Origin of the sequence: Streptomyces sp. M41 (assembly GCF_043673425.1) — a bacterium.
GTDB lineage: Bacteria > Actinomycetota > Actinomycetes > Streptomycetales > Streptomycetaceae > Streptomyces.
This window is the reverse complement of record NZ_JBIMKE010000022.1, coordinates 123012-147692: the sequence shown is the minus strand read 5'-3', so window position 1 is coordinate 147692 and position 24681 is coordinate 123012. Positions and strand designations below refer to the sequence as shown.

At 69.3% G+C, this 24681-nt stretch carries 25 protein-coding genes and 1 pseudogene; 8 read left to right on the top strand and 18 right to left on the bottom strand.

What is annotated here, in order from left to right; all coding sequences use genetic code 11:
• Positions 1 to 97 precede the first annotated feature (97 nt).
• Positions 98 to 970, top strand: coding sequence for an ABC transporter permease (locus ACHBTE_RS25145; protein ID WP_394726333.1), 873 nt, complete (start codon positions 98 to 100; stop codon positions 968 to 970).
• Between the two features lie 22 nt (positions 971 to 992).
• Here ACHBTE_RS25145 and ACHBTE_RS25140 read toward each other — a convergent pair whose 3' ends face one another.
• Positions 993 to 1334, bottom strand: coding sequence for an ATP/GTP-binding protein (locus tag ACHBTE_RS25140; protein ID WP_394726332.1), 342 nt, complete (start codon positions 1332 to 1334; stop codon positions 993 to 995).
• 223 nt (positions 1335 to 1557) lie between these two features.
• Between ACHBTE_RS25140 and ACHBTE_RS25135 the strand changes: the two genes are divergently transcribed.
• Positions 1558 to 2589, top strand: coding sequence for an LLM class flavin-dependent oxidoreductase (locus tag ACHBTE_RS25135; RefSeq protein ID WP_394726331.1), 1032 nt, complete (start codon positions 1558 to 1560; stop codon positions 2587 to 2589).
• Between the two features lie 96 nt (positions 2590 to 2685).
• On the opposite strand, the gene ACHBTE_RS25130 is transcribed toward ACHBTE_RS25135, so the two are convergent.
• Positions 2686 to 3078, bottom strand: coding sequence for an SCO5389 family protein (locus tag ACHBTE_RS25130; protein WP_394726330.1), 393 nt, complete (start codon positions 3076 to 3078; stop codon positions 2686 to 2688).
• A 265-nt stretch (positions 3079 to 3343) separates the two neighbouring features.
• Between ACHBTE_RS25130 and nucS the strand changes: the two genes are divergently transcribed.
• The gene (gene nucS / locus ACHBTE_RS25125) at positions 3344 to 4015 is read left to right on the top strand and encodes an endonuclease NucS (RefSeq protein ID WP_394726329.1); all 672 of its coding nucleotides are present in this window, start codon (positions 3344 to 3346) and stop codon (positions 4013 to 4015) included.
• 92 nt (positions 4016 to 4107) lie between these two features.
• Here nucS and ACHBTE_RS25120 read toward each other — a convergent pair whose 3' ends face one another.
• The 4 genes from ACHBTE_RS25120 to ACHBTE_RS25105 all read right to left on the bottom strand — a co-directional run bounded on the left by ACHBTE_RS25120 (position 4108) and on the right by ACHBTE_RS25105 (position 9008).
• Positions 4108 to 6738, bottom strand: coding sequence for an ATP-binding protein (locus tag ACHBTE_RS25120; protein ID WP_394726328.1), 2631 nt, complete (start codon positions 6736 to 6738; stop codon positions 4108 to 4110).
• A gap of 258 nt (positions 6739 to 6996) precedes the next feature.
• A complete protein-coding gene (locus ACHBTE_RS25115) occupies positions 6997 to 7320 on the bottom strand; it encodes an STAS domain-containing protein (protein ID WP_186284954.1) in 324 nt (107 codons plus the stop codon).
• A gap of 190 nt (positions 7321 to 7510) precedes the next feature.
• A complete protein-coding gene (locus ACHBTE_RS25110) occupies positions 7511 to 8359 on the bottom strand; it encodes a 3-hydroxyacyl-CoA dehydrogenase family protein (protein WP_394726327.1) in 849 nt (282 codons plus the stop codon).
• A gap of 136 nt (positions 8360 to 8495) precedes the next feature.
• Positions 8496 to 9008 carry a TetR/AcrR family transcriptional regulator gene (locus ACHBTE_RS25105; protein ID WP_394726326.1) on the bottom strand — a complete coding sequence of 171 codons (513 nt, stop codon included), beginning with the start codon at positions 9006 to 9008 and terminating at the stop codon, positions 8496 to 8498.
• Between ACHBTE_RS25105 and ACHBTE_RS25100 the strand changes: the two are divergent.
• Both ACHBTE_RS25100 and ACHBTE_RS25095 read left to right on the top strand, forming a co-directional pair.
• Positions 9009 to 9197: pseudogene (locus ACHBTE_RS25100) on the top strand (ABC transporter permease); the annotation flags it as partial.
• A gap of 13 nt (positions 9198 to 9210) precedes the next feature.
• Positions 9211 to 9783 carry a cob(I)yrinic acid a,c-diamide adenosyltransferase gene (locus ACHBTE_RS25095; protein WP_394726325.1) on the top strand — a complete coding sequence of 191 codons (573 nt, stop codon included), beginning with the start codon at positions 9211 to 9213 and terminating at the stop codon, positions 9781 to 9783.
• Between the two features lie 19 nt (positions 9784 to 9802).
• Here ACHBTE_RS25095 and ACHBTE_RS25090 read toward each other — a convergent pair whose 3' ends face one another.
• Positions 9803 to 10387: a hypothetical protein gene (locus ACHBTE_RS25090; protein ID WP_394726324.1), complete on the bottom strand. Its 585-nt coding sequence runs from the start codon at positions 10385 to 10387 to the stop codon at positions 9803 to 9805.
• Between the two features lie 152 nt (positions 10388 to 10539).
• On the opposite strand from ACHBTE_RS25090, the gene ACHBTE_RS25085 reads away from it, so the two are divergent.
• The 3 genes from ACHBTE_RS25085 to ACHBTE_RS25075 all read left to right on the top strand — a co-directional run bounded on the left by ACHBTE_RS25085 (position 10540) and on the right by ACHBTE_RS25075 (position 14432).
• On the top strand, positions 10540 to 11733 hold the full coding sequence (locus tag ACHBTE_RS25085; protein ID WP_394726323.1) for a sensor histidine kinase: 1194 nt from the start codon (positions 10540 to 10542) through the stop codon (positions 11731 to 11733).
• The gene (locus ACHBTE_RS25080) at positions 11730 to 12371 is read left to right on the top strand and encodes a response regulator (protein WP_394726322.1); all 642 of its coding nucleotides are present in this window, start codon (positions 11730 to 11732) and stop codon (positions 12369 to 12371) included. The genes ACHBTE_RS25085 and ACHBTE_RS25080 overlap by 4 nt, the downstream gene beginning before the upstream one ends.
• A 234-nt stretch (positions 12372 to 12605) precedes the next feature.
• The gene (locus tag ACHBTE_RS25075; protein ID WP_394726321.1) at positions 12606 to 14432 is read left to right on the top strand and encodes a glycosyl hydrolase family 18 protein; all 1827 of its coding nucleotides are present in this window, start codon (positions 12606 to 12608) and stop codon (positions 14430 to 14432) included.
• A gap of 24 nt (positions 14433 to 14456) precedes the next feature.
• Here ACHBTE_RS25075 and ACHBTE_RS25070 read toward each other — a convergent pair whose 3' ends face one another.
• The 11 genes from ACHBTE_RS25070 to ACHBTE_RS25020 form a co-directional block, all read right to left on the bottom strand.
• Positions 14457 to 14903, bottom strand: coding sequence for a DUF2550 domain-containing protein (locus tag ACHBTE_RS25070; RefSeq protein WP_062717680.1), 447 nt, complete (start codon positions 14901 to 14903; stop codon positions 14457 to 14459).
• A 160-nt stretch (positions 14904 to 15063) separates the two neighbouring features.
• Complete coding sequence (locus tag ACHBTE_RS25065) at positions 15064 to 15438, bottom strand: F0F1 ATP synthase subunit epsilon (RefSeq protein WP_394726320.1); 375 nt, start codon at positions 15436 to 15438, stop codon at positions 15064 to 15066.
• Between the two features lie 131 nt (positions 15439 to 15569).
• Positions 15570 to 17006, bottom strand: coding sequence for a F0F1 ATP synthase subunit beta (gene atpD, locus ACHBTE_RS25060; RefSeq protein ID WP_394726319.1), 1437 nt, complete (start codon positions 17004 to 17006; stop codon positions 15570 to 15572).
• A complete protein-coding gene (locus tag ACHBTE_RS25055; protein ID WP_394726318.1) occupies positions 17007 to 17924 on the bottom strand; it encodes a F0F1 ATP synthase subunit gamma in 918 nt (305 codons plus the stop codon).
• A gap of 21 nt (positions 17925 to 17945) precedes the next feature.
• Positions 17946 to 19547, bottom strand: a complete 1602-nt coding sequence (atpA, locus tag ACHBTE_RS25050; protein ID WP_394726317.1) for a F0F1 ATP synthase subunit alpha — start codon at positions 19545 to 19547, stop codon at positions 17946 to 17948.
• Positions 19548 to 19679: 132 nt separating this feature from the next.
• On the bottom strand, positions 19680 to 20495 hold the full coding sequence (locus ACHBTE_RS25045; protein WP_394726316.1) for a F0F1 ATP synthase subunit delta: 816 nt from the start codon (positions 20493 to 20495) through the stop codon (positions 19680 to 19682).
• On the bottom strand, positions 20492 to 21040 hold the full coding sequence (locus tag ACHBTE_RS25040) for a F0F1 ATP synthase subunit B (RefSeq protein ID WP_031485820.1): 549 nt from the start codon (positions 21038 to 21040) through the stop codon (positions 20492 to 20494). Before ACHBTE_RS25040 ends, ACHBTE_RS25045 begins: the two co-directional genes overlap by 4 nt.
• 34 nt (positions 21041 to 21074) lie before the next feature.
• Positions 21075 to 21314 (bottom strand): ATP synthase subunit C, encoded by a 240-nt coding sequence (locus ACHBTE_RS25035; protein ID WP_030246434.1) that lies wholly within the window; start codon positions 21312 to 21314, stop codon positions 21075 to 21077.
• A gap of 68 nt (positions 21315 to 21382) precedes the next feature.
• Entirely contained in the window at positions 21383 to 22150 is a 768-nt protein-coding gene (atpB, locus tag ACHBTE_RS25030; RefSeq protein ID WP_394726340.1) for a F0F1 ATP synthase subunit A, read from the bottom strand.
• 273 nt (positions 22151 to 22423) lie between these two features.
• The gene (locus ACHBTE_RS25025; RefSeq protein WP_394726315.1) at positions 22424 to 22861 is read right to left on the bottom strand and encodes a hypothetical protein; all 438 of its coding nucleotides are present in this window, start codon (positions 22859 to 22861) and stop codon (positions 22424 to 22426) included.
• 317 nt (positions 22862 to 23178) lie between these two features.
• Positions 23179 to 24552 (bottom strand): MraY family glycosyltransferase, encoded by a 1374-nt coding sequence (locus ACHBTE_RS25020; protein WP_394726314.1) that lies wholly within the window; start codon positions 24550 to 24552, stop codon positions 23179 to 23181.
• Between the last annotated feature and the right edge of the window lie 129 nt (positions 24553 to 24681).

Below are 24681 nucleotides of genomic sequence, written 5' to 3'. Positions count from 1 at the left end.
AGGCGCCCGCCCAGCCGCCGGCCCAGCCCGCCCAGCCGCCCGCCGCGAGCGCCCCGGCCGCCCCCGCCGCCGCCCCGACCAAGCCCGAGGAAGCCCGATGAGCACGCCCCAGCCCCCGATGCCGCAGACCGCCGCACCGAACTGGCAGGCGGCGCCCGGTTCGTCGTACCCGACCTACACCTCGCCGATCCCGGTCGTGCGCACGCACCTCGGGCACGCGATCGCCTCGGAGTGGACGAAGATCCGCTCGGTGCGCTCCACGATGTGGACGCTCGGCGTCTTCGTGCTGCTCGTGGTCGGCATCGGCCTCGGAGCCGCCGCCCTGGTCGCCGCCAACTCCCCGGAGGGCAGCCTGAGCGGCGAGAACCCGCTGGGCTTCGGCTTCTTCGGACTGCTGCTCGGCAGCATGTGCATCATCACGCTGGGCGTGCTGACGACGGCCTCGGAGTACGGCACCGGCATGATCCGGACCACGATGACGGCGTGCCCGAGCCGGGTCCGGGTGCTGGCGGCCAAGGCGATCGTGTTCTTCGCGGTCGCGTTCACGGTGACGCTGGTGTCGGCCCTGCTCGTCGCCCTCGCGGACGTGTCCATCATGGACGACGCCCGTGAGCCCACCGGAGCCGAGTGGCTGAAGGGCACGGTCGGCATCTCGCTCTACATCGCGCTGCTCGGCCTGCTCTCGCTGATCGTCGGCTCGATCATCCGGCACTCCGCGGGCGCCATCACGATCATGATCGGTGTGGTGCTGGCCCCCATGGTCATCGCGCTGTTCATGTTCGCGGAGTCGCTGAAGGACCTCCAGGAGGCCCTGTTCGAGTACTCCATCCCGAACCAGCTCAGCGTCTTCTACTCGCAGTCCCTCAGCAACTCCGGCCCGTCCGGCTGGGACCCGCTGTGGATCATGCTCGGCGTGACCGCCGCCGCGTTCGCCGGCGCCTCGGCCCTGCTGGAGCGGCGGGACGTGTGAGCCCGCCCCAGCCGTGTCCGGCCTAGAACCTCGGCGCGTTACGGGACCGCTGCACCCGCGTGGTGCGGCGGTCCTTCGCGTTCCAGCACGCCTTGTGCCAGTGGCGGCGGTCGTCGACGCCCGCGTGGTCCGGCCAGGCGACGACGTGCGGGACGCCGTCCGGGATCATCTGGTCGCAGCCCGGGCAGCGGTACGCCTTGCCCTGGGCGCTCGCGCCGGCCACGTGCCGTACGTTCCAGTCCTCGCCGCCCCAGGCCTCCGAGGACTGCCAGCCGCCGTAACGGCCGGAGCGGTCGTCCTCGGAGCTGCGTCCGGACGAAGCAGCTCCCTGCGGGTCCTTGGGTCGGTTGCGACGCGGGGACACGGAACACCTCACGGGGCTATACAGGATGCACGGGTCATGTCCAGCCTACGCGGCACGGACAGGGGTAGTCGTACGGCACCAACCCGCACAAGTCCCCCGCTCCGGCGATTCATTCTCCAGACAATCCGCAAATCTCTCCGCCAGGCCGTGTCCTCGGCACGTGTCAGACGGTTATGCCGGGTGGGGGAGCTCCGCGTCGGAGCCAAGGAAGCAGGAAAAGGCAATGCGTGTAGGAAGTTTCGTGCTGGCGGCCCGGTTCCCGGGTCAGGGCGACGGGGAGGCGCTGCACCGCGCGGTCCGTTCCGCCGAGGTCGCCGAGGAAGCGGGGCTCGACACGGTCTGGCTGGCCGAGCACCACTTCGTGCCGTACGGCACCTGTCCGTCCGCGATCACCCTGGCGGCGTTACTGCTGGGCCGCACCAGGCGACTGCGGGTCGGCACCGCGGTCAGCGTACTGCCCACCGCCCACCCGGTGGCCCTCGGCGAGCAGGCCGCGCTGCTGCACATCACCTCCGGCGGGCGGTTCTCGCTGGGCGTGGGCCGCGGCGGGCCCTGGGTCGATCTGGAGGTCTTCGGCTCGGGTCTGAGGGCATACGAGGAGGGGTTCCCGGAATCACTCGATCTGCTGGTGCGCTGGCTGCGGGAACCGGCGGTCTCCGCGGCCGGCGAGCAGTTCGGCTTCCGTGAAGTCCCCGTCGTGCCAAGGCCGTCGGAGTGCCTCACCGAGACCGACGGACCCGAGGTCGTCGTCGCGTGCACCTCACCGGCGAGCGTACGGCTCGCGGCCGAGCGCGGGCTGCCGATGCTGCTGGGGATGCACGTGGGTGACGAGGAGAAGGCCGAGATGGTCGCCCTGTGGCGGGAGCACGCACGCTCCGCAGGCAGGCCGGCCGAGGAGATCCTGGGCGCGGCCCATGTCTCGGCCGGCGTCTGCCAGATCGCGGACCGCCGCACGGACGCGGTCGAGACGCTGACGAAGGCGATGCCGGGCTGGCTGCGGCAGGGCCTGGAGGCCCATGTGACGGTCGACGGCCGCCATCGCGCGATGCGCGACCCGCTGGCCTACACCGAACTGCTCTGCGGACTGCACCCGGTGGGCACCCCGCGTCTGTGCGCCGACCGCCTGGCGGCGACCAGCGAACGGACCGGTATCTCCCGCTTCGCCCTGCTCGTCGAGGGCTCGGGCGACCTGGCGGCGACCGAGGAGAACGTCCGGCGCCTGGGCGCCGAAGTGCTCCCGCAGTTCGGCCGATGAGCCGGGCCGGGCCGAAGTGCCCGGTGCGCCAGAGGGCTTGCCGCCCCGTACTGAATGCACCTCCCGCGTAGGGAGCGGCAAGCAAACGGCTCTGCGTCAGCAGTCCCTGAACTCCGGAGACTGGTTCAGCAGCTGACTGCGGACCGAGGTGAAGCGGGTCAGCGACTCGTCGACCGAGGCGTCGAGCGGGAACACCGCAACCCGGTGGCAGTTCTGGAAGGCCAGTCGCACCCCGAAGTGCCGCTGAAGCGCGCCGCGTATCGCGTCACTCGCAAGCGCACGCAGCAGCTGGCCACGTGCCTGCTCGTCCGGCGGGGGCGTCTGGTTGTCGGCGAACGAACCGCCGTCGACCTTCAGCTGAGCCACCAGGGAGCTGATCATCCCCCATGCGTAAGGCAGGGAGGTCCGGACGCAGTCGACGAATTCGGCTTCGTCGACCTCGCCTCGCTCGGCCTTTTCGAGTAGGGCCGGTGAGACGTCGAGCGACATGGGTTCTCCTCTCGCACCCCCGCGGCAGCAGGGGTTGCCGGACAGATGAGGAAGACCGCGATGCCGGACACTGTGCGTACACACCTCGCGACCTCCCGTTTAATACGGTAGGCAACGGACGGTGACGGCACCAGGAGATTGCGTACATGGGCGGTCCTCGTTAGGCACACAATCGGCCAGAAATGAACAGGGGCAGTCCGGGGTCATACGGACTCACCCAGGGCGAATCGCGTCCACCTGCGCCCGTCGAGTAGCGTTGCCGACCATGCGTCTCGTCATTGCCCGTTGCTCCGTCGACTACGCGGGCCGGCTCACCGCCCATCTGCCCTCGGCGCCCCGTCTGATCCTGGTGAAGGCGGACGGCAGCGTTTCGATCCACGCGGACGACCGGGCCTACAAGCCCCTGAACTGGATGTCGCCGCCCTGCACGCTGAAGGAGGGGGACGGCGAGCAGAAGGACGTCTGGACGGTCACCAACAAGGCGGGCGAGAAGCTCATCATCACGATGGAGGAGGTCCTCCATGACTCCTCGCACGAACTCGGCGTGGATCCTGGCCTGATCAAGGACGGCGTGGAAGCGCACCTCCAGGAGCTCCTCGCCGACCGCATCGAAACACTGGGCGAGGGCTACACGCTCATCCGCCGCGAGTACATGACGGCGATCGGGCCGGTCGACATCCTGTGCCGGGACGCCGAGGGCCGGACGGTCGCGGTGGAGATCAAGCGCCGGGGCGAGATCGACGGCGTCGAGCAGCTCACCCGCTATCTGGAGCTGCTGAACCGCGATCCCCATCTCGCGCCGGTCCGCGGCATCTTCGCGGCCCAGGAGATCAAGCCGCAGGCCCGGGTCCTGGCCACGGACCGGGGTATCGGCTGTCAGGTTCTGGACTATGACGCGATGCGCGGGATCGAGGACGACAAGCTGCGACTGTTCTGACGCCGTCGCGATCAGTTCTATGACGACGAGGGCCGGGTCCAGCGGATGGACCCGGCCCTCGTCGTGGTGATCGGCGGTCAGCTCACCGGCGGTCAGATCACCGAGTCCGCGCTGCCGCTCGGCGTGCCCTCGTCGCTGCTCTGCGGAGCGCTGGCGGAGGTGGTGGTCTCCGCCGGGCTGGAGGAGGCCGGTCCGCTGGCCGAGGTGGAGGTGGACGGGGGGTCGGTCGGCTCGTCGGTCGTCGGCTCGTCGGTCGGTGTCGGGTCGTCCGTCGTCGGCTCGTCGGTCGGCGTCGGGTCGTCCGTCGGCGTCTCGGTCGGCGGCTTGGTCGAGGAGGCCGGCGGCTTCGTCGGCGACGACGGCGGCTTGGACGGCGAGTTCGACGACCCGCCACCCGAACTCTGCGTACCGCTCGGGTCGTCCGACGGGTCTTTCGAGTCGTCCGTCGGCGTCGGGTCGTCCGAGGTGCCGAACGTGCCGTCGGGTCCCGGATCGGTCGGCCGGCTCGTCGCCGTGCCGGTGTCACCGGAGTCCTGTCCGTCGTCGCCGTCCGCCTTGTCGGCGCCGAGGCTGTCGTCCCCGATGCCCTGGCTGGCGGACGGGTTGACGCCGACGTGGTCGGCCGGGGTGTTCGGGTCGTTGTCGGAGGTCGCGCCGAGCGTCACCACCGTGCCCAGCACGGCCACGAGCAGCGCCCCGGCACCGGCTGCGACGAGGTTGCGCCGGGCGAAGCCCCGCACGCCGCCGCGGCCCTTGTGCGAGGTCGCCGAGGACGACACGGACGCGGACGAGGACAGCGCCGACGGCGAGGAGACCGAGGCCCGGTGCGTGACCAGCGTCGTGGCGTCCCCGCCCGACGGGAGCGCGGCCGGCACGCCTCCCGGCGGCGACTGCGACTCCTCGTAACGCGCGTCCGACACCTCCTCGCCCGCCGTCGAGCCGAACGCGGCCACCCCGGGTGTCGTACCGGAACGGTCCGAGACCAGCGCGAGGGCGCGGCGGCCGGCGACGGTGCCGCGCTTGTCGGCCAGGGCGCCGCGCAGCCCGATGGAGGTCTCCAGCTCGGCACGGGCCCGGTCCAGCCGCCCCCGGCACAGCGCGAGGATGCCCAACTCGTGATGGAAGTAGGCCTGTTCGGCGACGTCACCGGCCAGCCGGGCGGCCTCGGCACCCGCCCGCAGTGCCCGCTCCCAGGCGCCCCAGTGCAGGCCCGCGGCGAACGCGGGCGCGGCCGTGCGGGCGAGCTGCACGGTCGGGCTGTCCTCGTCCTCGGCGGGCGGTGTCGTCCCCGGCACCAGGACGCCCAGCGCGGCGAGCACGGCGTCGCCCTCGGCGCTCACGCGCTCCGGTGTGACCGAGGGGTGCCCGGCCCACCAGGTGTAGTGCTGGGCGGCGGTGAGGGCCCGGTCCTGGACGTCCTCGGCGTATCCGGCCGCCGTCAGCTGGGCCTGGGCCCCGGCGGCGAGCCGGTAGCGGGCGCCGACGGGCGAGACCAGCCCGCAGTCGGCCAGCTCACCCAGCGCGGCGTCCGCGTGGGTGTCGCCGACCAGTGCGGGCAGATGGGCCTGGTGGGGGACCTCGCCGCCGAGCGCGACGGCGAACCTCAGGGTGGCGCGGGCCGAGGCGCTGAGCCGCGCGGCGAGCAGCGCGGCGGGTCCGGCCGCCTCGCCGACCGAGGGCAGCGGCGGTTCTTCGTGACCGGCCTCGTGAGCGGCCCCCTGGCCGCCCTCGTGCCCGCCATCGATCGGCCGGTCGAAGGGTGCGTCGACCGGCGGCTCGTCCGCGAAGACTCCGAACTCGTCGACGGCGTCCGCTCCGGCCCGCAGCCGGTCCCGCTGCCGCAGCAGCGCCCCGGCCTGGACGAACCTGAGCGGCAGGCCCTCCGACTCGAACCACAGGTCGCCCGCCCAGTTCGCCTCGTCCTCGGTGAGGGCCCGGCCGACCTCGCGCTCCAGGAGCTCAACGCTGTCGGCGCGGTCGAGACCGCGGAGGGCGACGTCCTCGATGCCGGAGTCGGCGGACGGCGCGGGCACATCGGGGGTGGCGGCGACCAGGAAGGCGCACTCGGGGGTGGCGTCCAGCAGCTCGTCGAGCGCGGCGCCGCCGAACTCGATGTCGTCCAGGACGACGACCGCGCCGATCTCACGGACGCAGGCGAGCAGTTCATCCTGGCCGGGGCGGTGCAGGGGCGCGCTGTAGACGGCGTGGAAGAGGTCGTACAGCAGGTCGTCCGGGGTGCGGTGGAAGCCGCTGAGGCGGATCACGCCGTCGGGCGCGAGGTCCGCGCAGTCCTCGGCGACGAGGTCGAGGAGGCTGGTGCGGCCGGCGCCCCGGGAGCCGACCAGTCGGACGGAGCGGCCCCGGGCGAGCAGTCGTACCAGTTGTTCGCGCTCGTCCTGGCGGGCCAGGAGCGGCTGGGCGGGGCGGGCCGGGCCGGGCGGGACGGGTGGCCGGGCGGCTCGCTCGGCCTCCGCGCGCTCGGCCGGGGCCAGCTTCTCGGGCCGTGCCGGTCGCTCCGCCGGCGGGCAGACCTCGATCTCGCTGCCGTCGACGGGATTGACGGTGAGCAGGAAGTCGCCCGAGACCAGCTGCACCGTGCGGGCGAGTGCGGGCGAGTGCTGGCCGAAGTCGGTTGTGAGGGGGTCCCTGGGCGGGCGCTGGCGCGACGGATTCCCGTCGGCGTCATGGCCGTGATCCTCGGGTCCCCGGGTGTTCGGGTCCATAGGTTTCAAGCCCCCCAAAAGCGTCGTGTGCCGTTTGCGGCCCCTCCCGGCCTTTGCACACCGCGCTGTCGCTTCTGGTCCGGGCCCGCTCGAAGGGGTTGTCTAGGCAGCGGGCAGCCGAACCCTAAACCTTTGCACAGTATCTATGACAGCTCGGGGTACCGCGCCGTCCGAGACGTCACAGTCTCGTGAGGATTGCGCGCGACGTGCGCTTCGCATCCGGAACGCCCTACTGTCCCGCCCCACCCGTGCCCGGTGTCACACCCGGGGCAGGGACTCCACCCCGATGCCGCCCTCGATCGCCAGGATCCGGTGCAGCCGGGTGGCCACCAGCAGGCGCTGCATCTGCGGCGGCACGCCGCGCAGCACCAGGCGTCGGCCGCAGCGGCCGGCCCGCCGGTGGGCGCCCATGATCACCCCGAGTCCGGTGGCGTCCCAGGAGTCCAGCTCGGACAGGTCGAGCACCAGATCGCCGACTCCGTCGTCGACGGCCGAGTGCAGGACCGTACGGGCGTCCGCCGCGCTGCGGACGTCGAGGCGCCCCCCGACGACCAGTTCGGCGTGGTCGCCCCTGATGTGCATATGCGCTCCCCAAGCGTGCGTTTGTGCTCCGCGATGTGTCTGTGCCTGTATGTGCTCTGAGCCTTCGATGCGGCCGGTGATGCAACCTCTGACTGCGTTGAGCGGTCAGAGGTTGCCGTCTGTGAGCGAACCGATACCGAATTCACCCCATCGCGTGATACGGCAGGGGCCTGTGCGGTTTTACGAGTGCTCAGTAGCTGTAAAAGCCTTGCCCGCTCTTGCGGCCGATGTCACCCGCGTCCACCATCCGGCGCATCAGCTCCGGCGGGGCGAACTTCTCGTCCTGGGACTCGGTGTAGATGTTGCCGGTGGCGTGCAGCAGGATGTCGACGCCGGTGAGGTCCGCCGTGGCGAGCGGGCCCATGGCGTGACCGAAGCCCAGCTTGCAGGCCAGGTCGATGTCCTCGGCGGTGGCGACACCCGACTCGTAGAGCTTGGTCGCCTCGACGACGAGCGCCGAGATGAGCCGGGTGGTGACGAAACCGGCGACGTCACGGTTGACGACGATGCAGGTCTTGCCGACGGACTCGGCGAACTCCCGCGCGGTGGCGAGGGTTTCGTCGCTCGTCTTGTAACCGCGCACCAGCTCGACGAGCTGCATCATCGGCACCGGCGAGAAGAAGTGCACGCCGACGACCCGCTCGGGGCGCTCGGTGGCCGCCGCGATCTTGGTGATCGGGATGGCGGAGGTGTTGGAGGCGAGCACGGTGTCCTCGCGCACGATCTTGTCGAGCGCGCGGAAGATCTCGTGCTTGACCTCGAGCTTCTCGAAGACCGCCTCGACGACGACATCCGCGTCCGCGACGGCGTCCAGGTCGGTGGTCGCGGTGATACGGGCGAGGGCGGCGTCGGCGTCGTGCGCCTCCAGCTTGCCCTTGCTGACGAACTTGTCGTACGACGCCTTGATGCCGTCGGTGCCCCGCTTGAGCGCCTCGTCGGTGACGTCCCTGAGGACGACGTCCCAGCCCGCCTGAGCGGAGACCTGGGCGATTCCGGAACCCATCAAGCCGGCGCCGATGACGGCAAGCTTCCGTGCCACTGTTGCGACTCCCCTTTGAAACGCCTTACACCCTGTTTACGTTGTTCTCCGGCGGACCTTAGCGGGAGTGAGGCACTGTGTGACCGGTTAGTAACGCGAGTCACGTCTCATCTGACGGACATCACACCGGCACGGGTCATTGCGCGCCTCGGACGGCGTAGTTGAGCACCTTCTCCCCCAACAGCTCCTCGATCTCGTCGAGAAGCACGAGCATCTCGCGTGACACTTCGTCCGGATTGCGCCCCTTGAGCATCTCGCGGCCGACGGCGGCGAGGACGGTCCCGTGGGCCCAGGAGAGCTGACCCGCGATCAGGCTGGGCAGCGGATCGTCCGCGCTCGCGCCGACCTCCTCGCGCAGGGTGGCTTCGAGGTGGCCGTGGACCTCCTGCTGAAGGCTCCACAGTCGGGAGCGCAACGGCGGCGCCTCGTCGATGACCCTCATGAAGCGGTCGTACCCCTCCATGAGGCCGATCCGCGGCGAGACCGCCTCGACCTCGGCGCGCAGCTCGCGCAGCACGGCCCGGGCGGCCGACTCCCCCGCGTCCCGTCCGCGGACCCAGCGCGAGAGCTGCTCGACGACTCCGGCGGAGCGGTCGTTCGCCGGCTTCTCGATCATCATCGAGAACGGCCAGGGCGTGGTGGAACGCATGTGGGGCCGAGGTGGCTGGACGTGCTGTCCCACTTCGTGCCGTTCCGCTATCTGGTGGACGCGGTGCGGGACGCGTACGTCGGCTCCTACGCCACGGCGCACATGCTGTACGGCGCCCTGGTCTCCGTGGCCTTCGCCGCGCTGGCCGTGACGGTCGGCACACGCGTGTTCCGAACGGCCGGGGCGTAACTAGGCTGACCTCATGGTCAATCTGACGCGCATCTACACCAGGACCGGCGACAAGGGCACCACCGCCCTCGGCGACATGAGCCGGGTCGCCAAGACCGATCTGCGGATCTCGGCGTACGCCGACGCCAACGAGGCGAACGCGGTGCTCGGCACGGCGATCGCGCTGGGCGGGCTCGACGAGGAGATCGTCACGGTCCTCACCCGCGTGCAGAACGACCTGTTCGACGTGGGTGCGGACCTGTCGACGCCGGTGGTGGAGAACCCCGAGTTCCCGCCGCTGCGGGTCGAGCAGTTCTACATCGACAAGCTGGAGGCGGACTGCGACCGCTTCAACGAGCGGCTGGAGAAGCTCCGCTCCTTCATCCTCCCCGGCGGCACCCCGGGAGCGGCCCTCCTGCACCAGGCCTGCACGGTCGTACGCCGGGCCGAACGCTCGACGTGGGCCGCCCTGGAGGCGCACGGCGAGGCGATGAACCCCCTGACCGCGACGTACCTCAACCGCCTCTCCGACCTCCTGTTCATCCTCGCCAGGACGGCGAACAAGGAGGTCGGGGACGTTCTGTGGGTGCCGGGCGGAGAGCGCTGAGGCACTGCCGGGGCTCGCGTCAGCGGCGCACGCTCTCCTTCGGGGCCGTCACTGCGGCGTCCGGCTCGACCGCCGGGGCCTTGCGCGGCCAGATCAGATAGCTCAGCGCGATCAGGCCGTGGATCCCGGCCGCGCGCCAGGCGGCGTAGCGCCAGCTCTCCAATGAGGTGACCCGGCTCGGGTCGTCGACGTACCAGATGGCGAGCTGCAGCAGCACGGTCGCCACGGCGGCGGCGAGCAGCGTGCCCAGCCAGACCTTGCCCTCGTGGCGGGCCCGGGCCATCCCGTAGCGCGGCGCCCCGAGGGGCTTCGGGGCGCCGGCCAGCCGGTGGGCGGCATGGCCGTCGAGCCACTTCACCGTGCGGTGGCCGTGGCCGACGGTGTAGCCGATGTACAGCGCGGCCAGGCCGTGCGTCCAGTTCGGCTCGGCACCGTTCTTCAGGTCGAGCGCGGTGGCGACCAGCAGGACGACCTCCAGCAGCGGCTCGCACAGCAGCAGGGCCAGCCCCGTACGCGGCATGCGCAGCAGGTAGCGGAAGGACAGTCCGGCCGCCAGCAGCACCCAGAAGCCGATCTCGCAGGCTGCGATCAAGGCGACGATCACGGTTCGCTCCTCTCGGTCACCCTTCAAGGCTCCCGGGGGCGGCGACCGGAATCGTCGTCGCCACTGACGAACTCGCGCTACATCGAAAGATGCAGTCGGGGACCCTTCGCGGGGATCAGGCGCGGGGCGCCGCGGCCGTGTTGGATGGTGCCATGGCCGTACGACTCCCCCGCCCGCACCGCTTCGACGTGTACATCGCCATCGGCGGGCTGCTCGGCGGCCTGCTGCTGGTGGGCATCGGCCTCGGGACGCGGACCGCCAAGGATCCGATCACGCTCTTCGACGGCCCCTGGCCGATCCTGGTGCCGCTCACCGTGATGGCCGGCTGCGAGCTGCTGCGGCGCGCGGCCCCCCGCACGGCCCTGCTGATCGGCACTCCCGCGATCTGCGCGGACGTCTTCACCCAGGGCAATCTGGCCACGGTCCTGATGTTCACCGACATCATGTACGCGGCCGTGCTGTACGGCCCGCTCGCCACGGCCCGCCGGATCCAGTGGATCACCGGTCTGCTCACCGTGGCCGGGACGCTCGTGCCGTTCGCGGTATGGCGCGTCCCGGAGGCGCTGCTGATCGGTGTGGTCGTCGGTGTGGTGGCCTACGCGCCCGCCGCGACCGGCTATATCGTCCGCAACCACCGCGACGCCGCCGAGGCCGCCCGGCTGCGCGCCGAACAGACCGCGCTGCTGGCCGAGATGGACCGCGCCCAGGCAGTGACGTCGGAACGCGCCCGGATGGCACGCGAGTTGCACGACATGGTCGCCAACCATCTCTCCGCCATCGCCATCCACTCCACGGCCGCGCTCTCCCTCGACGACCCGAAGACCTCCCAGGAGGCGCTCTCGGTCATCCGTGAGAACAGCGTCGAGGGGCTCGCCGAGATGCGCCGCCTCATCGGCATCCTGCGCGACGCCGGCGGCGACACCGAGCCGGCCGCCGCGCCCACCCTCGACGGCCTCGAAGCGCTGGTGGCGGGCGCCCGTACCAACGGGCTCGACGTCCACCTGGACGCGGAGCCCTGCCGCGTCCCCGCCCCGGTCGAGCTCGCGGCGTACCGCATCGTGCAGGAGGCCCTGACCAACGCCCTCAAGCACGCCTCCCCCGGCCGGGTCACCGTCATCCTCACTCAGCTGGACGACTCGCTGAGAGTCGCGGTGACCAGCCCGTTCGGCGACCGCGAAGGACCGCGCGCGCCGGGCTCGGGCGCCGGGCTCATCGGGATGCGGGAGCGGGTCGAGCTGCTGGGCGGCGCGTTCGAGGCCGGTCCGGTCGACGACCCGGACTCCGCGGACGGCAAGATCTGGGTGGTACGCGCCACGCTCCCCGTGAACGAAGGAGACAGTCGATGATCCGCGTCCTGGTCGCCGAGGACCAGTCCGCCGTCCGTGCCGGGCTGGTCCTCATCCTGCGCAGCGCGGCCGACATCGAGGTGGTCGGCGAGGCGGCGGACGGCGAGCAGGCGGTGGCCCTGGCCCGCGAACTGCGGCCCGACCTGGTGCTGATGGACGTACAGATGCCGCGCCTGGACGGGGTGTCGGCGACCCGGCAGGTGGTCGCCGAGCGGCTGGCCGACGTCCTGGTGCTGACCACCTTCGACCTGGACGACTATGTGTTCGGGGCGTTGCGGGCGGGCGCGTCCGGATTCCTGCTCAAGAACACCGAGGCCAGGGACCTGTTGGCGGCGGTGCGTACGGTGGCGCGCGGCGAGGGTCTCATCGCGCCCGCCGTGACCCGGCGCCTGATCGCCGAGTTCGCCACCCGGCCCGTGCGGGAGCCGACCGCCGATCCGGCCGTCCTGGACGCCCTCACCCGGCGCGAGCGCGAGGTGCTGTCCTGTCTCGGCGAGGGGCTGTCCAACGCCGACATCGCCTCCCGTCTCGACATGGCCGAGGCCACGGTGAAGACCCATGTGAGCCGTCTGCTGGGGAAGCTGGAGCTGCGCAGCCGGGTGCAAGCGGCCGTACTGGCGCAGGAGTTGGGGATCTAGGGGTTCGGGCTCCGTCGTATACGAGAATGGTCCAGACCTATTGACCCGTGGTCCAGACCTTTCTATTCTCGCGGCACCGTGGGCGTGAAGGCTCAGTCACGCTCCACAACTCCCCACCCCAAGGGGCGCGCCGGTGTCGAGGGCGCGAGCGCGCGGAGGCCCGAAGGGCTGAGCACGGTCGCGTCCTCGACACCGACTCGAGTGCCCCGCAAAAAACAGACAGGGAGGCGCAGCATGCGCTTCAGACACAGAGCCGCGGCAGGGTTCGCGACCCTGTTGCTCCCGCTGGCCGGTCTGGTCGGCCTCGCGAGCCCCGCAGAGGCCGCGACATCCGCTACGGCCACCTATTCCAAGCCCCAGGACTGGGGCTCCGGCTTCGAGGGCAAGTGGACGGTGAAGAACACCGGCACCACGGCCCTCAGCTCCTGGACCGTCGAGTGGGACTTCCCCTCCGGCACCAAAGTCACCTCCGCCTGGGACGCCGACGTCACCTCCTCCGGCACCCACTGGACCGCCAAGAACAAGCCCTGGAACGGCAGCCTCGCCCCCGGCGCCTCCGTCACCTTCGGCTTCAACGGCACCGGCTCCGGCTCCCCCGCCAACTGCAAGCTGAACGGCGGCAGTTGTGACGGCGGCACCACGGAACCCGGCGACAGCGCACCCAGCGCCCCCGGCACCCCGAGCGCCTCGGACATCACCGACACCTCGGTGAAGCTGTCCTGGAGCGCCGCCACCGACGACAAGGGCATCAAGAACTACGACGTCCTGCGCGACGGCGCCAAGGTCGCGACCGTGACGAGCACGTCGTATTCCGACACGGGCCTGACCGCGGGCACCGACTACTCCTACTCCGTGCAGGCCCGCGACACCGCGGACCAGACCGGCCCGGTCAGCGGCGCCCGCGCGGTGCGCACGACCGGCGGCACCACCGACCCGCCCCCCACCGGCGACAAGATCAACCTCGGCTACTTCGTCGAGTGGGGCGTCTACGGCCGCAACTACCACGTCAAGAACCTGGTGTCCTCCGGCTCCGCGTCGAAGATCACCCACATCAACTACGCGTTCGGCAACGTCAAGAACGGCCAGTGCACCGTCGACGACACCTACGCCGCCTACGACAAGGCCTACACCGCCGACCAGTCGGTCAGCGGCACCGCCGACACCTGGGACCAGCCGCTGCGCGGCAACTTCAACCAGCTGCGCCAGCTGAAGGCGAAGTACCCGCACATCAAGGTGCTGTACTCGTTCGGCGGGTGGACCTACTCCGGCGGCTTCGGCCAGGCCGCGCAGAACCCGGCCGCGTTCGCCAAGTCCTGCAAGGCCGTCGTGGAGGACCCGCGCTGGGCCGACGTCTTCGACGGCATCGACATCGACTGGGAGTACCCGAACGCCTGCGGCCTGACCTGCGACACCTCGGGCCCCGCGGCCTTCAAGAACCTGATGTCCGCACTGCGCACCGAGTTCGGCTCGAACTACCTGGTCACCGCGGCCATCACCGCCGACGGCTCCTCCGGCGGCAAGATCGACGCGGCCGACTACGGCGGCGCCGCCCAGCACCTCGACTGGTACAACGTGATGACGTACGACTACTTCGGCGCCTGGGACAAGACCGGTCCGACCGCCCCGCACTCGCCGCTCACGTCGTACACCGGCATCCCGAAGGAGGGCTTCAACTCAGCCGCTGCCATAGCCAAGCTCAAGGCCAAGGGCGTCCCGGCGAACAAGCTGCTGCTCGGCATCGGCTTCTACGGCCGCGGCTGGACCGGCGTCACCCAGTCCGCCCCCGGCGGCACGGCCACGGGCCCGGCGACCGGCACCTATGAGGCGGGCATCGAGGACTACAAGGTCCTCAAGAACTCCTGCCCCGCCACCGGCACCGTCGCCGGCACCGCGTACGCGCACTGCGGCAGCAACTGGTGGTCGTACGACACCCCGTCGACCATCGCCGGCAAGATGAGCTGGGCCAAGAACCAGGGCCTGGGCGGCGCGTTCTTCTGGGAGTTCAGCGGTGACAGCAGCAACGGCGAGCTGGTGACGGCCATCGACAACGGGCTCAACTAGCCGACGTCGAGCACGACGGACGTACTAAGCGACATTGACGCGCTGACCGGGCGGGGCTGCTTCCAGCCACGCGAGAAATCCGGTCAGCGCGTCTTCGCTCATGGCGAGTTCGAGGCGGGTCCCCCGATGGAGACAGGTGAGGATCACCGCGTCGGAGAGCAGTGCCAGCTCCTCCTCACCGTCCGGAACCCGGCGGCCGGCCACCTCGATCGCGGAGCGCTCCAGGATGCGGCGCGGGCGGTAGGCGTAGGAGAAGACGCGGTACCACTCGATGCGGTCGCCGTTGTAGCGGGCGACGCCGTAGCTCCAGCCCTTGCCGTTGGTGTCGGGTTTCTCCGGCACGTCCCAGCGCAGCGAACAGTCGAAGGTGCCGCCCGAGCGCTGGATGAGTCTGCGGCGCAGGCCGAAGACGAACAGCCCCAGCACTACGAGGGCGACGACGATTCCGCACACAGTCAGAGCGAGGACCATCGACACCGACCTCCTCGTCTCCTAGGTAACGGAACGGAAAAAACTTCCATATCTGCCACAGCCGCGACCGGCACCGGATTGCTCCGGTCCCAGCCGCGGCTGAGTGACATCATCGCGTGCGCACTCCCAGACTAAAGGGCCCGGGAGGTGACCCCAGGGGTCAGCGCGCCGTCGCCGCCCGCAGGCGGACCTCCGCGCGACGCTCGGCAAACGCGTCGTCGCCCGACTTCGCGCGCTCGAGCGCCCGCTCCGCGCGCTGGACATCGATCTCGTCCGACAGTTCGGCGATCTCGGCCAGCAGCGACAGCTTGTCGTCCGCGAACGAGATGAAACCGCCGTGCACCGCGGCGATGACGGTTCCACCATCACTCGTACGGATGGTCACCGGGCCCGACTCCAGCACACCGAGCAGCGGCTGGTGACCGGGCATGACGCCGATGTCGCCGGACGTGGTGCGCGCGACGACCAGGGTGGCCTGGCCCGACCAGACCTCACGGTCGGCGGCGACCAGCGCGACGTGCAGCTCAGCAGCCAAGGTGGCTCCTCGGGTCACCACCCGGCGGTTCTGCCGGGTGTTGGTTACAAGTCTAGTAGGCGTGACAGAGGGGGCGGGACGAACCCCCGCCCCCTCCATCAAGAGCTCAATGGCTCACGAAGACCGGTGCGTCAGGAGACGCCCAGTTCCTTCGCGTTCTTCTTGAGGTCCTCGAGACCACCGCACATGAAGAACGCCTGCTCCGGGAAGTGGTCGAACTCACCGTCGCAGATCGCGTTGAACGCGGTGATCGACTCGTCCAGCGGCACGTCCGAACCGTCCACACCGGTGAACTGCTTGGCGACGTGCGTGTTCTGGGACAGGAAGCGCTCGACGCGGCGGGCACGCTGGACGACCAGCTTGTCCTCCTCGCTGAGCTCGTCGATACCGAGGATCGCGATGATGTCCTGGAGGTCCTTGTACTTCTGCAGGATCCCCTTGACGCGCATGGCGGTGTTGTAGTGGTCCTGCGCGATGTAGCGCGGGTCCAGGATCCGGGACGTGGAGTCCAGCGGGTCCACGGCCGGGTAGATGCCCTTCTCGGAGATCGGACGGGACAGAACCGTCGTCGCGTCGAGGTGGGCGAAGGTGGTGGCCGGGGCCGGGTCGGTCAGGTCGTCCGCGGGGACGTAGATCGCCTGCATCGAGGTGATCGAGTGACCACGGGTCGAGGTGATGCGCTCCTGGAGGAGACCCATCTCGTCGGCCAGGTTCGGCTGGTAGCCCACCGCGGAGGGCATACGGCCGAGCAGGGTCGACACCTCGGAACCGGCCTGCGTGAAGCGGAAGATGTTGTCGATGAAGAACAGCACGTCCTGCTTCTGCACATCGCGGAAGTACTCCGCCATGGTCAGACCGGCGAGGGCCACGCGCAGACGGGTGCCCGGGGGCTCGTCCATCTGACCGAAGACCAGCGCGGTCTTGTCGATGACGCCGGACTCGCTCATCTCGTCGATGAGGTCGTTGCCCTCACGGGTGCGCTCACCGACACCGGCGAACACCGACACACCGTCGTGGTTGTTGGCGACGCGGTAGATCATCTCCTGGATGAGCACCGTCTTGCCGACGCCGGCACCGCCGAACAGACCGATCTTTCCACCCTTGACGTACGGGGTGAGAAGGTCGATGACCTTGACGCCGGTCTCGAACATCTCGGTCTTCGACTCGAGCTCGTCGAAGTTCGGGGCCTTGCGGTGGATGGACCAGCGCTCGCCCTCGTACTGCTCGTCGACGTTCAGCACCTCACCGAGGGTGTTGAACACCTTGCCCTTGGTGAAGTCGCCGACCGGGACGGTGATGCCGTCGCCGGTGTCGGTGACCGGGGCCTGGCGGACCAGACCGTCGGTGGGCTGCATGGAGATGGTGCGGACCAGGCCGTCACCCAGGTGCTGGGCGACCTCCAGGGTCAGCGTCTTCTTCTCGCCGGCGTTGGCCGGGTCGGCCACCTCGACGTGAAGGGCGTTGTAGATGTCCGGCATCGCGTCGACGGGGAACTCCACGTCGACGACCGGGCCGATGACCCGGGCGACGCGGCCCGTAGCCGTCGCGGTCTCAACAGTGGTGGTCATTTATCGGTCACTCCCCGCGGTCGCGTCGGCCAGGGCGCTCGCGCCACCGACGATCTCGCTGATTTCCTGGGTGATTTCGGCCTGGCGGGCCGCGTTGGCAAGACGGGAGAGCGTGTTGATCAGCTCGCCCGCGTTGTCGGTGGCCGACTTCATCGCGCGCCGCGTGGCGGCGTGCTTGGAGGCGGCCGACTGGAGCAGCGCGTTGTAGATCCGGCTCTCGACGTACCGCGGCAGAAGGGCGTCGAGGACGTCCTCCGCCGAGGGCTCGAAGTCGAACAGCGGGAGGATCTCACCCTTGGTGTGGGTCTCCTCCGCGACCTCTTCGAGGCGCAGCGGCAGCAGCTGGGCGTCCAGCGCCTGCTGCGTCATCATCGAGACGAACTCGGTGTAGACGATGTGGAGCTCGTCCACGCCGCCTTCCGCCGTCTCCTTCTCGATGGCCTCGATCAGCGGGGCCGCGACCTTCTTGGCGTCCGCGTACGTGGGCTCGTCGGTGAAGCCGCTCCACGACTCCGCGATCTTGCGCTCACGGAAGTTGTAGTGCGCCACACCACGCCTGCCGACGATGTACACGTCGACCTGCTTGCCCTCGCGCTCCAGGCGCTCGGTCAGCTGCTCCGCCGCCTTGATGGCGTTGGAGTTGAAGGCGCCGGCGAGGCCACGGTCGCTCGTGAGGAGCAGCACCGCGGACCGCGTGACCGTCTCGGCCTGCGTGGTCAACGGGTGCTTGGTGTTCGAGCCGGTGCCGACCGCCGTGACCGCGCGGGTGAGCTCGGTCGCGTACGGCGTGGAGGCCGCCACCTTGCGCTGCGCCTTGACGACGCGCGAGGCGGCGATCATCTCCATCGCCTTCGTGATCTTCTTGGTCGCGGTGACGGATCGGATGCGACGCTTGTAGACCCGGAGCTGGGCTCCCATGAGTCAGGTCCCTTCCTTACGTCACTTGGAGGCGTTGGTCGCCTTCGGACCGGCCTCTTCGCCGAGCAGCTTGCCGTCCGCGGTCTCGAACTGCTTCTTGAACTCCGCGATGGCGTCGGCGACGGCGGTGAGCGTGTCGTCCGACATCTTGCCGCCCTCCTTGATGGAGGTCATCAGGCCCTGCTCCTTGCGGTGCAGGTACTCCAGCAGCTCCTTCTCGAAGCGGCGGATGTCGCCGACCGGCACGTCGTCCATCTTGCCGGTGGTGCCGGCCCACACGGAGACGACCTGGTCCTCGGTGGACATCGGCTCGTACTGGGCCTGCTTCAGCAGCTCGACCATGCGCTGACCGCGCTCCAGCTGCGCCTTCGACGCGGCGTCCAGGTCGGAACCGAAGGCGGCGAACGCCTCCAGCTCACGGAACTGGGCGAGGTCCACGCGCAGCCGGCCGGAGACCTGCTTCATCGCCTTGTGCTGCGCGGAACCACCGACTCGGGAGACGGAGATACCGACGTTCAGCGCGGGGCGCTGACCGGCGTTGAACAGGTCCGACTCCAGGAAGCACTGGCCGTCGGTGATGGAGATGACGTTGGTCGGAATGAACGCCGAGACGTCGTTGGCCTTGGTCTCGACGATCGGCAGACCGGTCATCGAGCCGGCGCCCATGTCGTCGGAGAGCTTGGCGCAGCGCTCCAGCAGACGGGAGTGCAGGTAGAAGACGTCACCCGGGTAGGCCTCACGGCCCGGCGGGCGGCGCAGCAGCAGGGACACGGCGCGGTAGGCGTCGGCCTGCTTGGAGAGGTCGTCGAAGATGATGAGGACGTGCTTGCCCTCGTACATCCACTGCTGGCCGATGGCCGAACCGGTGTACGGCGCCAGGTACTTGAAGCCGGCCGGGTCGGACGCCGGGGCGGCGACGATGGTCGTGTACTCCAGCGCGCCGTTCTCCTCCAGCGCGCGGCGGACCGACGCGATCGTCGAGCCCTTCTGGCCGATGGCGACGTAGATGCAGCGGACCTGCTTGTTCGGGTCGCCGGTGCGCCAGTTGTCGCGCTGGTTGATGATCGTGTCGACGGCCAGGGCGGTCTTGCCGGTCTGGCGGTCACCGATGATCAGCTGACGCTGGCCGCGGCCGATCGGGGTCATCGCGTCGACGGCCTTGTAGCCGGTCTCCATCGGCTCGTGCACCGACTTGCGCTGCATGACCGTGGGAGCCTGCAGCTCAAGGGCACGACGACCGCTGGTCTCGATCTCGCCGAGGCCGTCGATCGGGTTGCCGAGCGGGTCGACGACGCGGCCGAGGTAGCCCTCGCCGACGGCCACGGAGAGCACCTCACCGGTGCGCTGCACCGGCTGACCCTCCTCGATGCCGCTGAACTCACCGAGGACGATGGCACCGATCTCGCGCTCCTCGAGGTTGAGGGCGAGGCCGAGGGTGCCGTCCTCGAACTTCAGCAGTTCGTTGGCCATGGCCGAGGGCAGGCCCTCGACCTTCGCGATGCCGTCGCCGGCAAGGGTGACCGTACCGACCTCCTCGCGCGAGGCCGCGTCCGGCTTGTACGACTGGACGAAGGTCTCCAGTGCGTCCCGGATCTCCTCCGGCCGGATCGTGAGCTCCGCCATCTGGGTTCCCTGCTCTCCTTGTTGGGCCCGAAGTTTCACTTTGGGGGGATGGGGACTCCCCCCATTAGGAGGTGAATCCTCTGCACGGCCCAACATGGGCCGTCATCAGTACGTACTGCTATTAAGTTGCCGCTAGCTCGTCAGGCGGCGGCCGGCGTCCTCGATGCGGTCCGCGAGGGAGCCGTTGATGACCTCGTCACCGACCTGCACCCGGATGCCTCCGACGACCTCGGGGTCCACGTCGAGGTTGAGGTGCATCGCGCGGCCGTAGAGCTTCGCGAGCGCGGCGCCCAGGCGTCGCTTCTGCACGTCGCTCAGCGGCACCGCCGAGGTGACGACGGCGACCATGCGCTCCCGGCGCTCGGCGGCGAGCTTGGACAGGGACTCCAGTCCCGACTCCAGGCTACGTCCACGCGGCGCGGTCACAAGACGCGTCACCAGACGCTCGGTGGTCGCCTTGGCCCGGCCGCCGAGCAGGCTGCGCAGCAGCTCGCCCTTGGCCGCCTTCGCGGCGGAGCGGTCGGTCAGCGCGGCGCGCAGCTCGGTGCTGGAGGACACGATCCGGCCGAACCGGAACAGCTCGTCCTCGACGTCGTCGAGCGTGCCCGCCTTCTGCGCGGCGGTGAGGTCGGCGGTGTCCGCCAGCTCCTCCAGCGCGTCCACCAGGTCACGGGACTGCGACCAGCGGGAGCGCACCATGCCGGCCAGCAGGTCGGCGCTCTCGCCGCTGACCTGTCCGCCGAGCAGGCGCTGGGCCAGTTCGGCCTTGGCCTCGCCGGCCTGCGCCGGGTCGGTGAGGACCCGACGCAGCGACACCTCGCGGTCGAGCAGCGCGGTGACGGCGGCCAGCTCGTCAGCGAGCTGGGCCGCGTCGACGGACGTCGAGTCCGTCAGCGCGTCAAGACGCTCACGTGCGGCTGCCAGGGCCTCGCGGCTCGCTCCGTTCATCGTCCGGCCTCGGCCTTCTCCTCGAGCTCGTCGAGGAAGCGGTCGATGACACGGCTCTGCCGGGCGTGGTCCTCGAGGGACTCGCCGACGAGCTTGCCGGCCAGGTCGGTGGCGAGCTTGCCGACGTCCTGGCGCAGCGCGGAGGACGCGGCCTTGCGGTCGGCCTCGATCTGCGCGTGACCGGCGGCGACGATCTCCTCGCGCTGCCGCTGGCCTTCCGCACGCATCTCGGCGATGAGCGCGGCACCCTGCTCCTGCGCCTCCTGGCGCAGACGCGCGGCCTCGTGCCGAGCCTCGGCGAGCTGAGCCTTGTACTGCTCGAGCACGCTCTGGGCCTCGACCTGCGCCGCTTCGGCCTTCTCAATACCGCCTTCGATCGCCTCGCGGCGCTCTTCCAGAACCTTGTTGATGTTCGGAAGCAGCTTCTTCCAGAAGAAGAAGAACACGATGGCGAAGGCGATGGTGCCGACGAGCAGCTCGGGGCCCGGCGGGACGAGCGGGTTCTGCTCCTCCTCGGCCGCCAGCTGTACCAGGTTGGCGATCACATCAGTGCCTTTCGTCGATGTCGGTAGGGAGTCTTTAGTCGATACCGAAGACGAACGGCATGACGATGCCGATGAGGGCGAGCGCCTCACAGAAGGCGAAGCCGAGGATCTGGTTGGCGCGGATCAGGCCGGCGGCCTCGGGCTGACGGGCCAGGGCCTGGGTGCCGTTACCGAAGATGATGCCGACGCCGATGCCGGGGCCGATAGCCGAGAGGCCGTAACCGACGGAACCGATGGAACCGGAGACAGCGGCAAGGGTCTCAGTGGCAGCCATGCTGAATCTTCCTTCTCTTAACGGACCGGTGGGGGTTGGCCACCGGACGACCGGGGGTGGGTTGGGGCTCAGTGGTGCTCAGCGAGAGCGCCCTGGATGTACGTGCAGGCGAGGAGTACGAAGACGTACGCCTGGACTGCCTGCACGAAAAGCTCGAAGCCGATCATGGCGATGGTCATCACGAAGGAGACGCCGGCCGCCGGGATCATCCAGCTGTTCAGCAGGTACCAGGAGGCGACGGTGAACATCACCAGCATCAGGTGACCGGCGAACATGTTGGCGAACAGTCGCACCGCGTGCGTGAACGGACGGACCAGCAGGTTCGAGAAGAACTCGATGATCATCACGAGCGGCAGCACCGCGCCGAGCGACTTGTCGTAACCGGTGACGTTCTTGAAGAACCCGACGAAGCCGTGCCGCTTGAAGGTCAGCGAGACCCAGGTCACGTAGACGATCACTGCGAGGACCGCCGGGAACGCGATGATCGAGGAGACCGGGAACTGCGCGAGCGGGATCACGGACCAGATGTTCATGATCCAGATGAAGAAGAAGAGCGAGACCATGAACGGTACGTACTTCTCGCCCTCCTTCTTACCGAGGGTCTCGTAGACGATGCCGCGGCGCACGAAGTCGTAGCCCGCCTCACCGACCATCTGCAGCTTGCCCGGCACCATCTTGGCCTTGCCGAAGGCCGCATAGAAGAAGCCGATGACGAGGACGGTGGTGATGATGGCGAGCAACATCACCTTGTTGAACTCGAACCCTCCAACCGTGGCAATCGGCTTGAAGAGGAACGAGTGCAGGCCCGGTGCCGGAAAACCACACCCGTCGGACATGATCCGACAGCTCCAGTCAAAGGCGAGCTGGGTCTGGTCAGCACTCACCGCGGGCTCCTTCGGCGTGACGCATGGGTACGGCAACCTCGTTGTGTCGGCGCGGCGCGCAGCCGCGGATCGGCACTGGACTGGTGTTACGGATGTGAGGGCGGCTGGGGGGCATCGAGCCTCGCGTTCGTGCAGGCGTCAGCTCAGATGCCCGCGCCCGCGATGCCGCAGTTGGCACCGGACGATAGCAGGAGTTCGTACTGCCCTTTATCGCGCCCCTACTCGTCACGACGACGACCCGGTCTTCTCGGGCTTCTCATCCTTCGCCGAGTCCGGGTCGATGTAGAAGATCTTGGCCTTCATGTGCGCACGGGCCTGCGCGGCCATCCATACGACGGTCGCGACGACGAGCCCGATGGCGAACGTCTTCGGGTGGAAGAGAGAGGTGTCCTTGAAGACGGCGGCGAAGATCAGGAGCAGCAGCAACTGGGCGCCGTAGAGCATCAGCCCCATGGCCTGGAACAACTGCGGGAGCGTTTTTGCCGTCCACTGCAGAACGAAGAGGCCGATTCCCATGAAGAGGATGGCCAGCAGCGTCCCGACGGCCGCTCCGACGGCTCCCTTGCCTCCGGTCACCACACCACTGACGGCGACCACGACGGCACCGGCGGCCGCTGTGGGCACAGCGCACTGCAGAAGATTCCGGGCGTCATTGGACGGCATGGCGGCAACTCCGCTTTCACAGGGGGCAGGGGTGTCGTCATGGACGAGCGTAGTCCCGGGCTGAGAGAGCACCTCACACCGGTGGACCGTCGCACTGCGGTCCTTCGGCTCTATCCGGGGGGTTCTCGTGAACCGTATCACAAACTATTTGATGAGGTCTTTACCTGGGCGTGTGCCAGCCGTCACACATGAGAGTGACAGCGCGCGTATGTGCAGAATCACAGCCGACTTGTCTGGTATCGACCGCTTCGCTCCCCCATGGCTTGGCAATGCTCTAGTCAGATTCTTACCTTGGACGAGATCTTCGCCTTGACGCGTCAGCGCGACGTTCCGGCCTTCCGGCCGTCCAGCAGCCGGGAACGGCCACCGAGCGCGGTCGCTCCGTTGGCGCGCGGGACGCCGGCGGAGACCGGCGTGCGTGAGTGTTCCTCGGACTCGACGGCTTCGGCGGACTCGGCGCTCTCGGTCTGTCCCTCGCCCGAACCGGTGCCAGCCCCCTCCCCCGCCGGTTCCGAGACGGCCCCGCGGCGGCGGTACCGAGGCGGTACGAAGGACTCGGCCCAGCGTGGGGCGCGTGGAGTGAAGCGGGGGAGCAGGAGGAGGATCAGGCCGATGGCGCTGAGGAACACCACGCCGAGCACGATCCACATGGACGCCGAGTTGACGGAGTAGGCGAGGGCGCCGAAGGCGATCAGGGCCGACCAGAAGTACATGATCAGCACCGCGCGGCTGTGCGAGTGGCCGATCTCCAGCAGGCGGTGGTGGAGGTGGCCCCGGTCGGCGGCGAACGGCGACTGGCCGCGCCAGGTGCGGCGCACGATCGCCAGGATCAGGTCGGCGGCCGGGACCGCGATGATCGTCAACGGCATCAGCAGCGGGATGTAGGCGGGCACCATCTGGTGCACGGTGGCGCGTTCCGAACCGGAGAACAGGTTCATCCGGTCCGGGTCGATCTGCCCGGTGATGGAGATGGCGCCGGCCGCCAGCACCAGGCCGATGAGCATCGAGCCGGAGTCCCCCATGAAGATCCGCGCCGGGTGCATGTTGTGCGGCAGGAAGCCGATGCACATGCCGATCAGGATCGTCGCGAACAGCGTCGCGGGGGCCGCCTCCTCGATGCCGTAGCCGTACCAGACCCGGTAGGCGTACATGAAGAACGCCGCGGACGCGATGCACACCATGCCCGCCGCCAGGCCGTCGAGGCCGTCGACGAAGTTGACCGCGTTGATGGTGATCACGACCAGCGCCACCGTCAGCAGGGTGCCCTGCCACTGGGTGACCGCGACCGTGCCGACACCCGGAATGGGCAGCCACAGGATCGTCAGGCCCTGCATGACCATGACGCCCGCGGCGATCATCTGGCCGCCCAGCTTGAGCAGCGCGTCGATCTCGAACTTGTCGTCCAGGACACCGATCAGCCAGATGAGCGCGGCTCCGGAGAGCAGCGCCCGCGGTTCGTTGGACTTCTCGAAGACGACACTGAGGTTGGTGAGATGGTCGGCGACCAGCAGGCCCGCGCACAGGCCGAAGAACATCGCGATCCCGCCGAGGCGCGGAGTGGGCTCCCGGTGCACGTCCCGTGCCCGGATCTCCGGCATCGCTCCGGCCACGATCGCGAATTTACGTACCGGCCCTGTCAGCAGATACGTCACCGCGGCCGTGATGCAGAGCGTCAGCAGGTATTCACGCACGGGCTTCCCCACAGGTCTCGCTGGCCATCTCAGCCCCACACCCTAGCGACGGACATCGACGTGACGCATATGTGTGGGGACTTCCGGGTAGCGACGATGGTTGCACGTGTGGCTGTGTGCCCGGGTGCG

Excerpts from the sequence above, each read along its gene's own strand:
- ACHBTE_RS25075 (WP_394726321.1), top strand. The coding sequence starts at position 12,606 with ATGCGCTTCAGACACAGAGCCGCGGCAGGGTTCGCGACCCTGTTGCTC.
- ACHBTE_RS25115 (WP_186284954.1), bottom strand. The coding sequence starts at position 7,320 with ATGCACATCAGGGGCGACCACGCCGAACTGGTCGTCGGGGGGCGCCTC.
- ACHBTE_RS25085 (WP_394726323.1), top strand. The coding sequence starts at position 10,540 with ATGGCCGTACGACTCCCCCGCCCGCACCGCTTCGACGTGTACATCGCC.
- ACHBTE_RS25105 (WP_394726326.1), bottom strand. The coding sequence starts at position 9,008 with ATGCGTTCCACCACGCCCTGGCCGTTCTCGATGATGATCGAGAAGCCG.
- ACHBTE_RS25080 (WP_394726322.1), top strand. The coding sequence starts at position 11,730 with ATGATCCGCGTCCTGGTCGCCGAGGACCAGTCCGCCGTCCGTGCCGGG.
- ACHBTE_RS25070 (WP_062717680.1), bottom strand. The coding sequence starts at position 14,903 with ATGGTCCTCGCTCTGACTGTGTGCGGAATCGTCGTCGCCCTCGTAGTG.
- nucS (WP_394726329.1), top strand. The coding sequence starts at position 3,344 with ATGCGTCTCGTCATTGCCCGTTGCTCCGTCGACTACGCGGGCCGGCTC.
- atpD (WP_394726319.1), bottom strand. The coding sequence starts at position 17,006 with ATGACCACCACTGTTGAGACCGCGACGGCTACGGGCCGCGTCGCCCGG.
- atpB (WP_394726340.1), bottom strand. The coding sequence starts at position 22,150 with ATGTCCGACGGGTGTGGTTTTCCGGCACCGGGCCTGCACTCGTTCCTC.
- ACHBTE_RS25135 (WP_394726331.1), top strand. The coding sequence starts at position 1,558 with ATGCGTGTAGGAAGTTTCGTGCTGGCGGCCCGGTTCCCGGGTCAGGGC.
- ACHBTE_RS25055 (WP_394726318.1), bottom strand. The coding sequence starts at position 17,924 with ATGGGAGCCCAGCTCCGGGTCTACAAGCGTCGCATCCGATCCGTCACC.
- atpA (WP_394726317.1), bottom strand. The coding sequence starts at position 19,547 with ATGGCGGAGCTCACGATCCGGCCGGAGGAGATCCGGGACGCACTGGAG.
- ACHBTE_RS25130 (WP_394726330.1), bottom strand. The coding sequence starts at position 3,078 with ATGTCGCTCGACGTCTCACCGGCCCTACTCGAAAAGGCCGAGCGAGGC.
- ACHBTE_RS25035 (WP_030246434.1), bottom strand. The coding sequence starts at position 21,314 with ATGGCTGCCACTGAGACCCTTGCCGCTGTCTCCGGTTCCATCGGTTCC.
- ACHBTE_RS25025 (WP_394726315.1), bottom strand. The coding sequence starts at position 22,861 with ATGCCGTCCAATGACGCCCGGAATCTTCTGCAGTGCGCTGTGCCCACA.
- ACHBTE_RS25145 (WP_394726333.1), top strand. The coding sequence starts at position 98 with ATGAGCACGCCCCAGCCCCCGATGCCGCAGACCGCCGCACCGAACTGG.
- ACHBTE_RS25120 (WP_394726328.1), bottom strand. The coding sequence starts at position 6,738 with ATGGACCCGAACACCCGGGGACCCGAGGATCACGGCCATGACGCCGAC.
- ACHBTE_RS25045 (WP_394726316.1), bottom strand. The coding sequence starts at position 20,495 with ATGAACGGAGCGAGCCGCGAGGCCCTGGCAGCCGCACGTGAGCGTCTT.
- ACHBTE_RS25095 (WP_394726325.1), top strand. The coding sequence starts at position 9,211 with ATGGTCAATCTGACGCGCATCTACACCAGGACCGGCGACAAGGGCACC.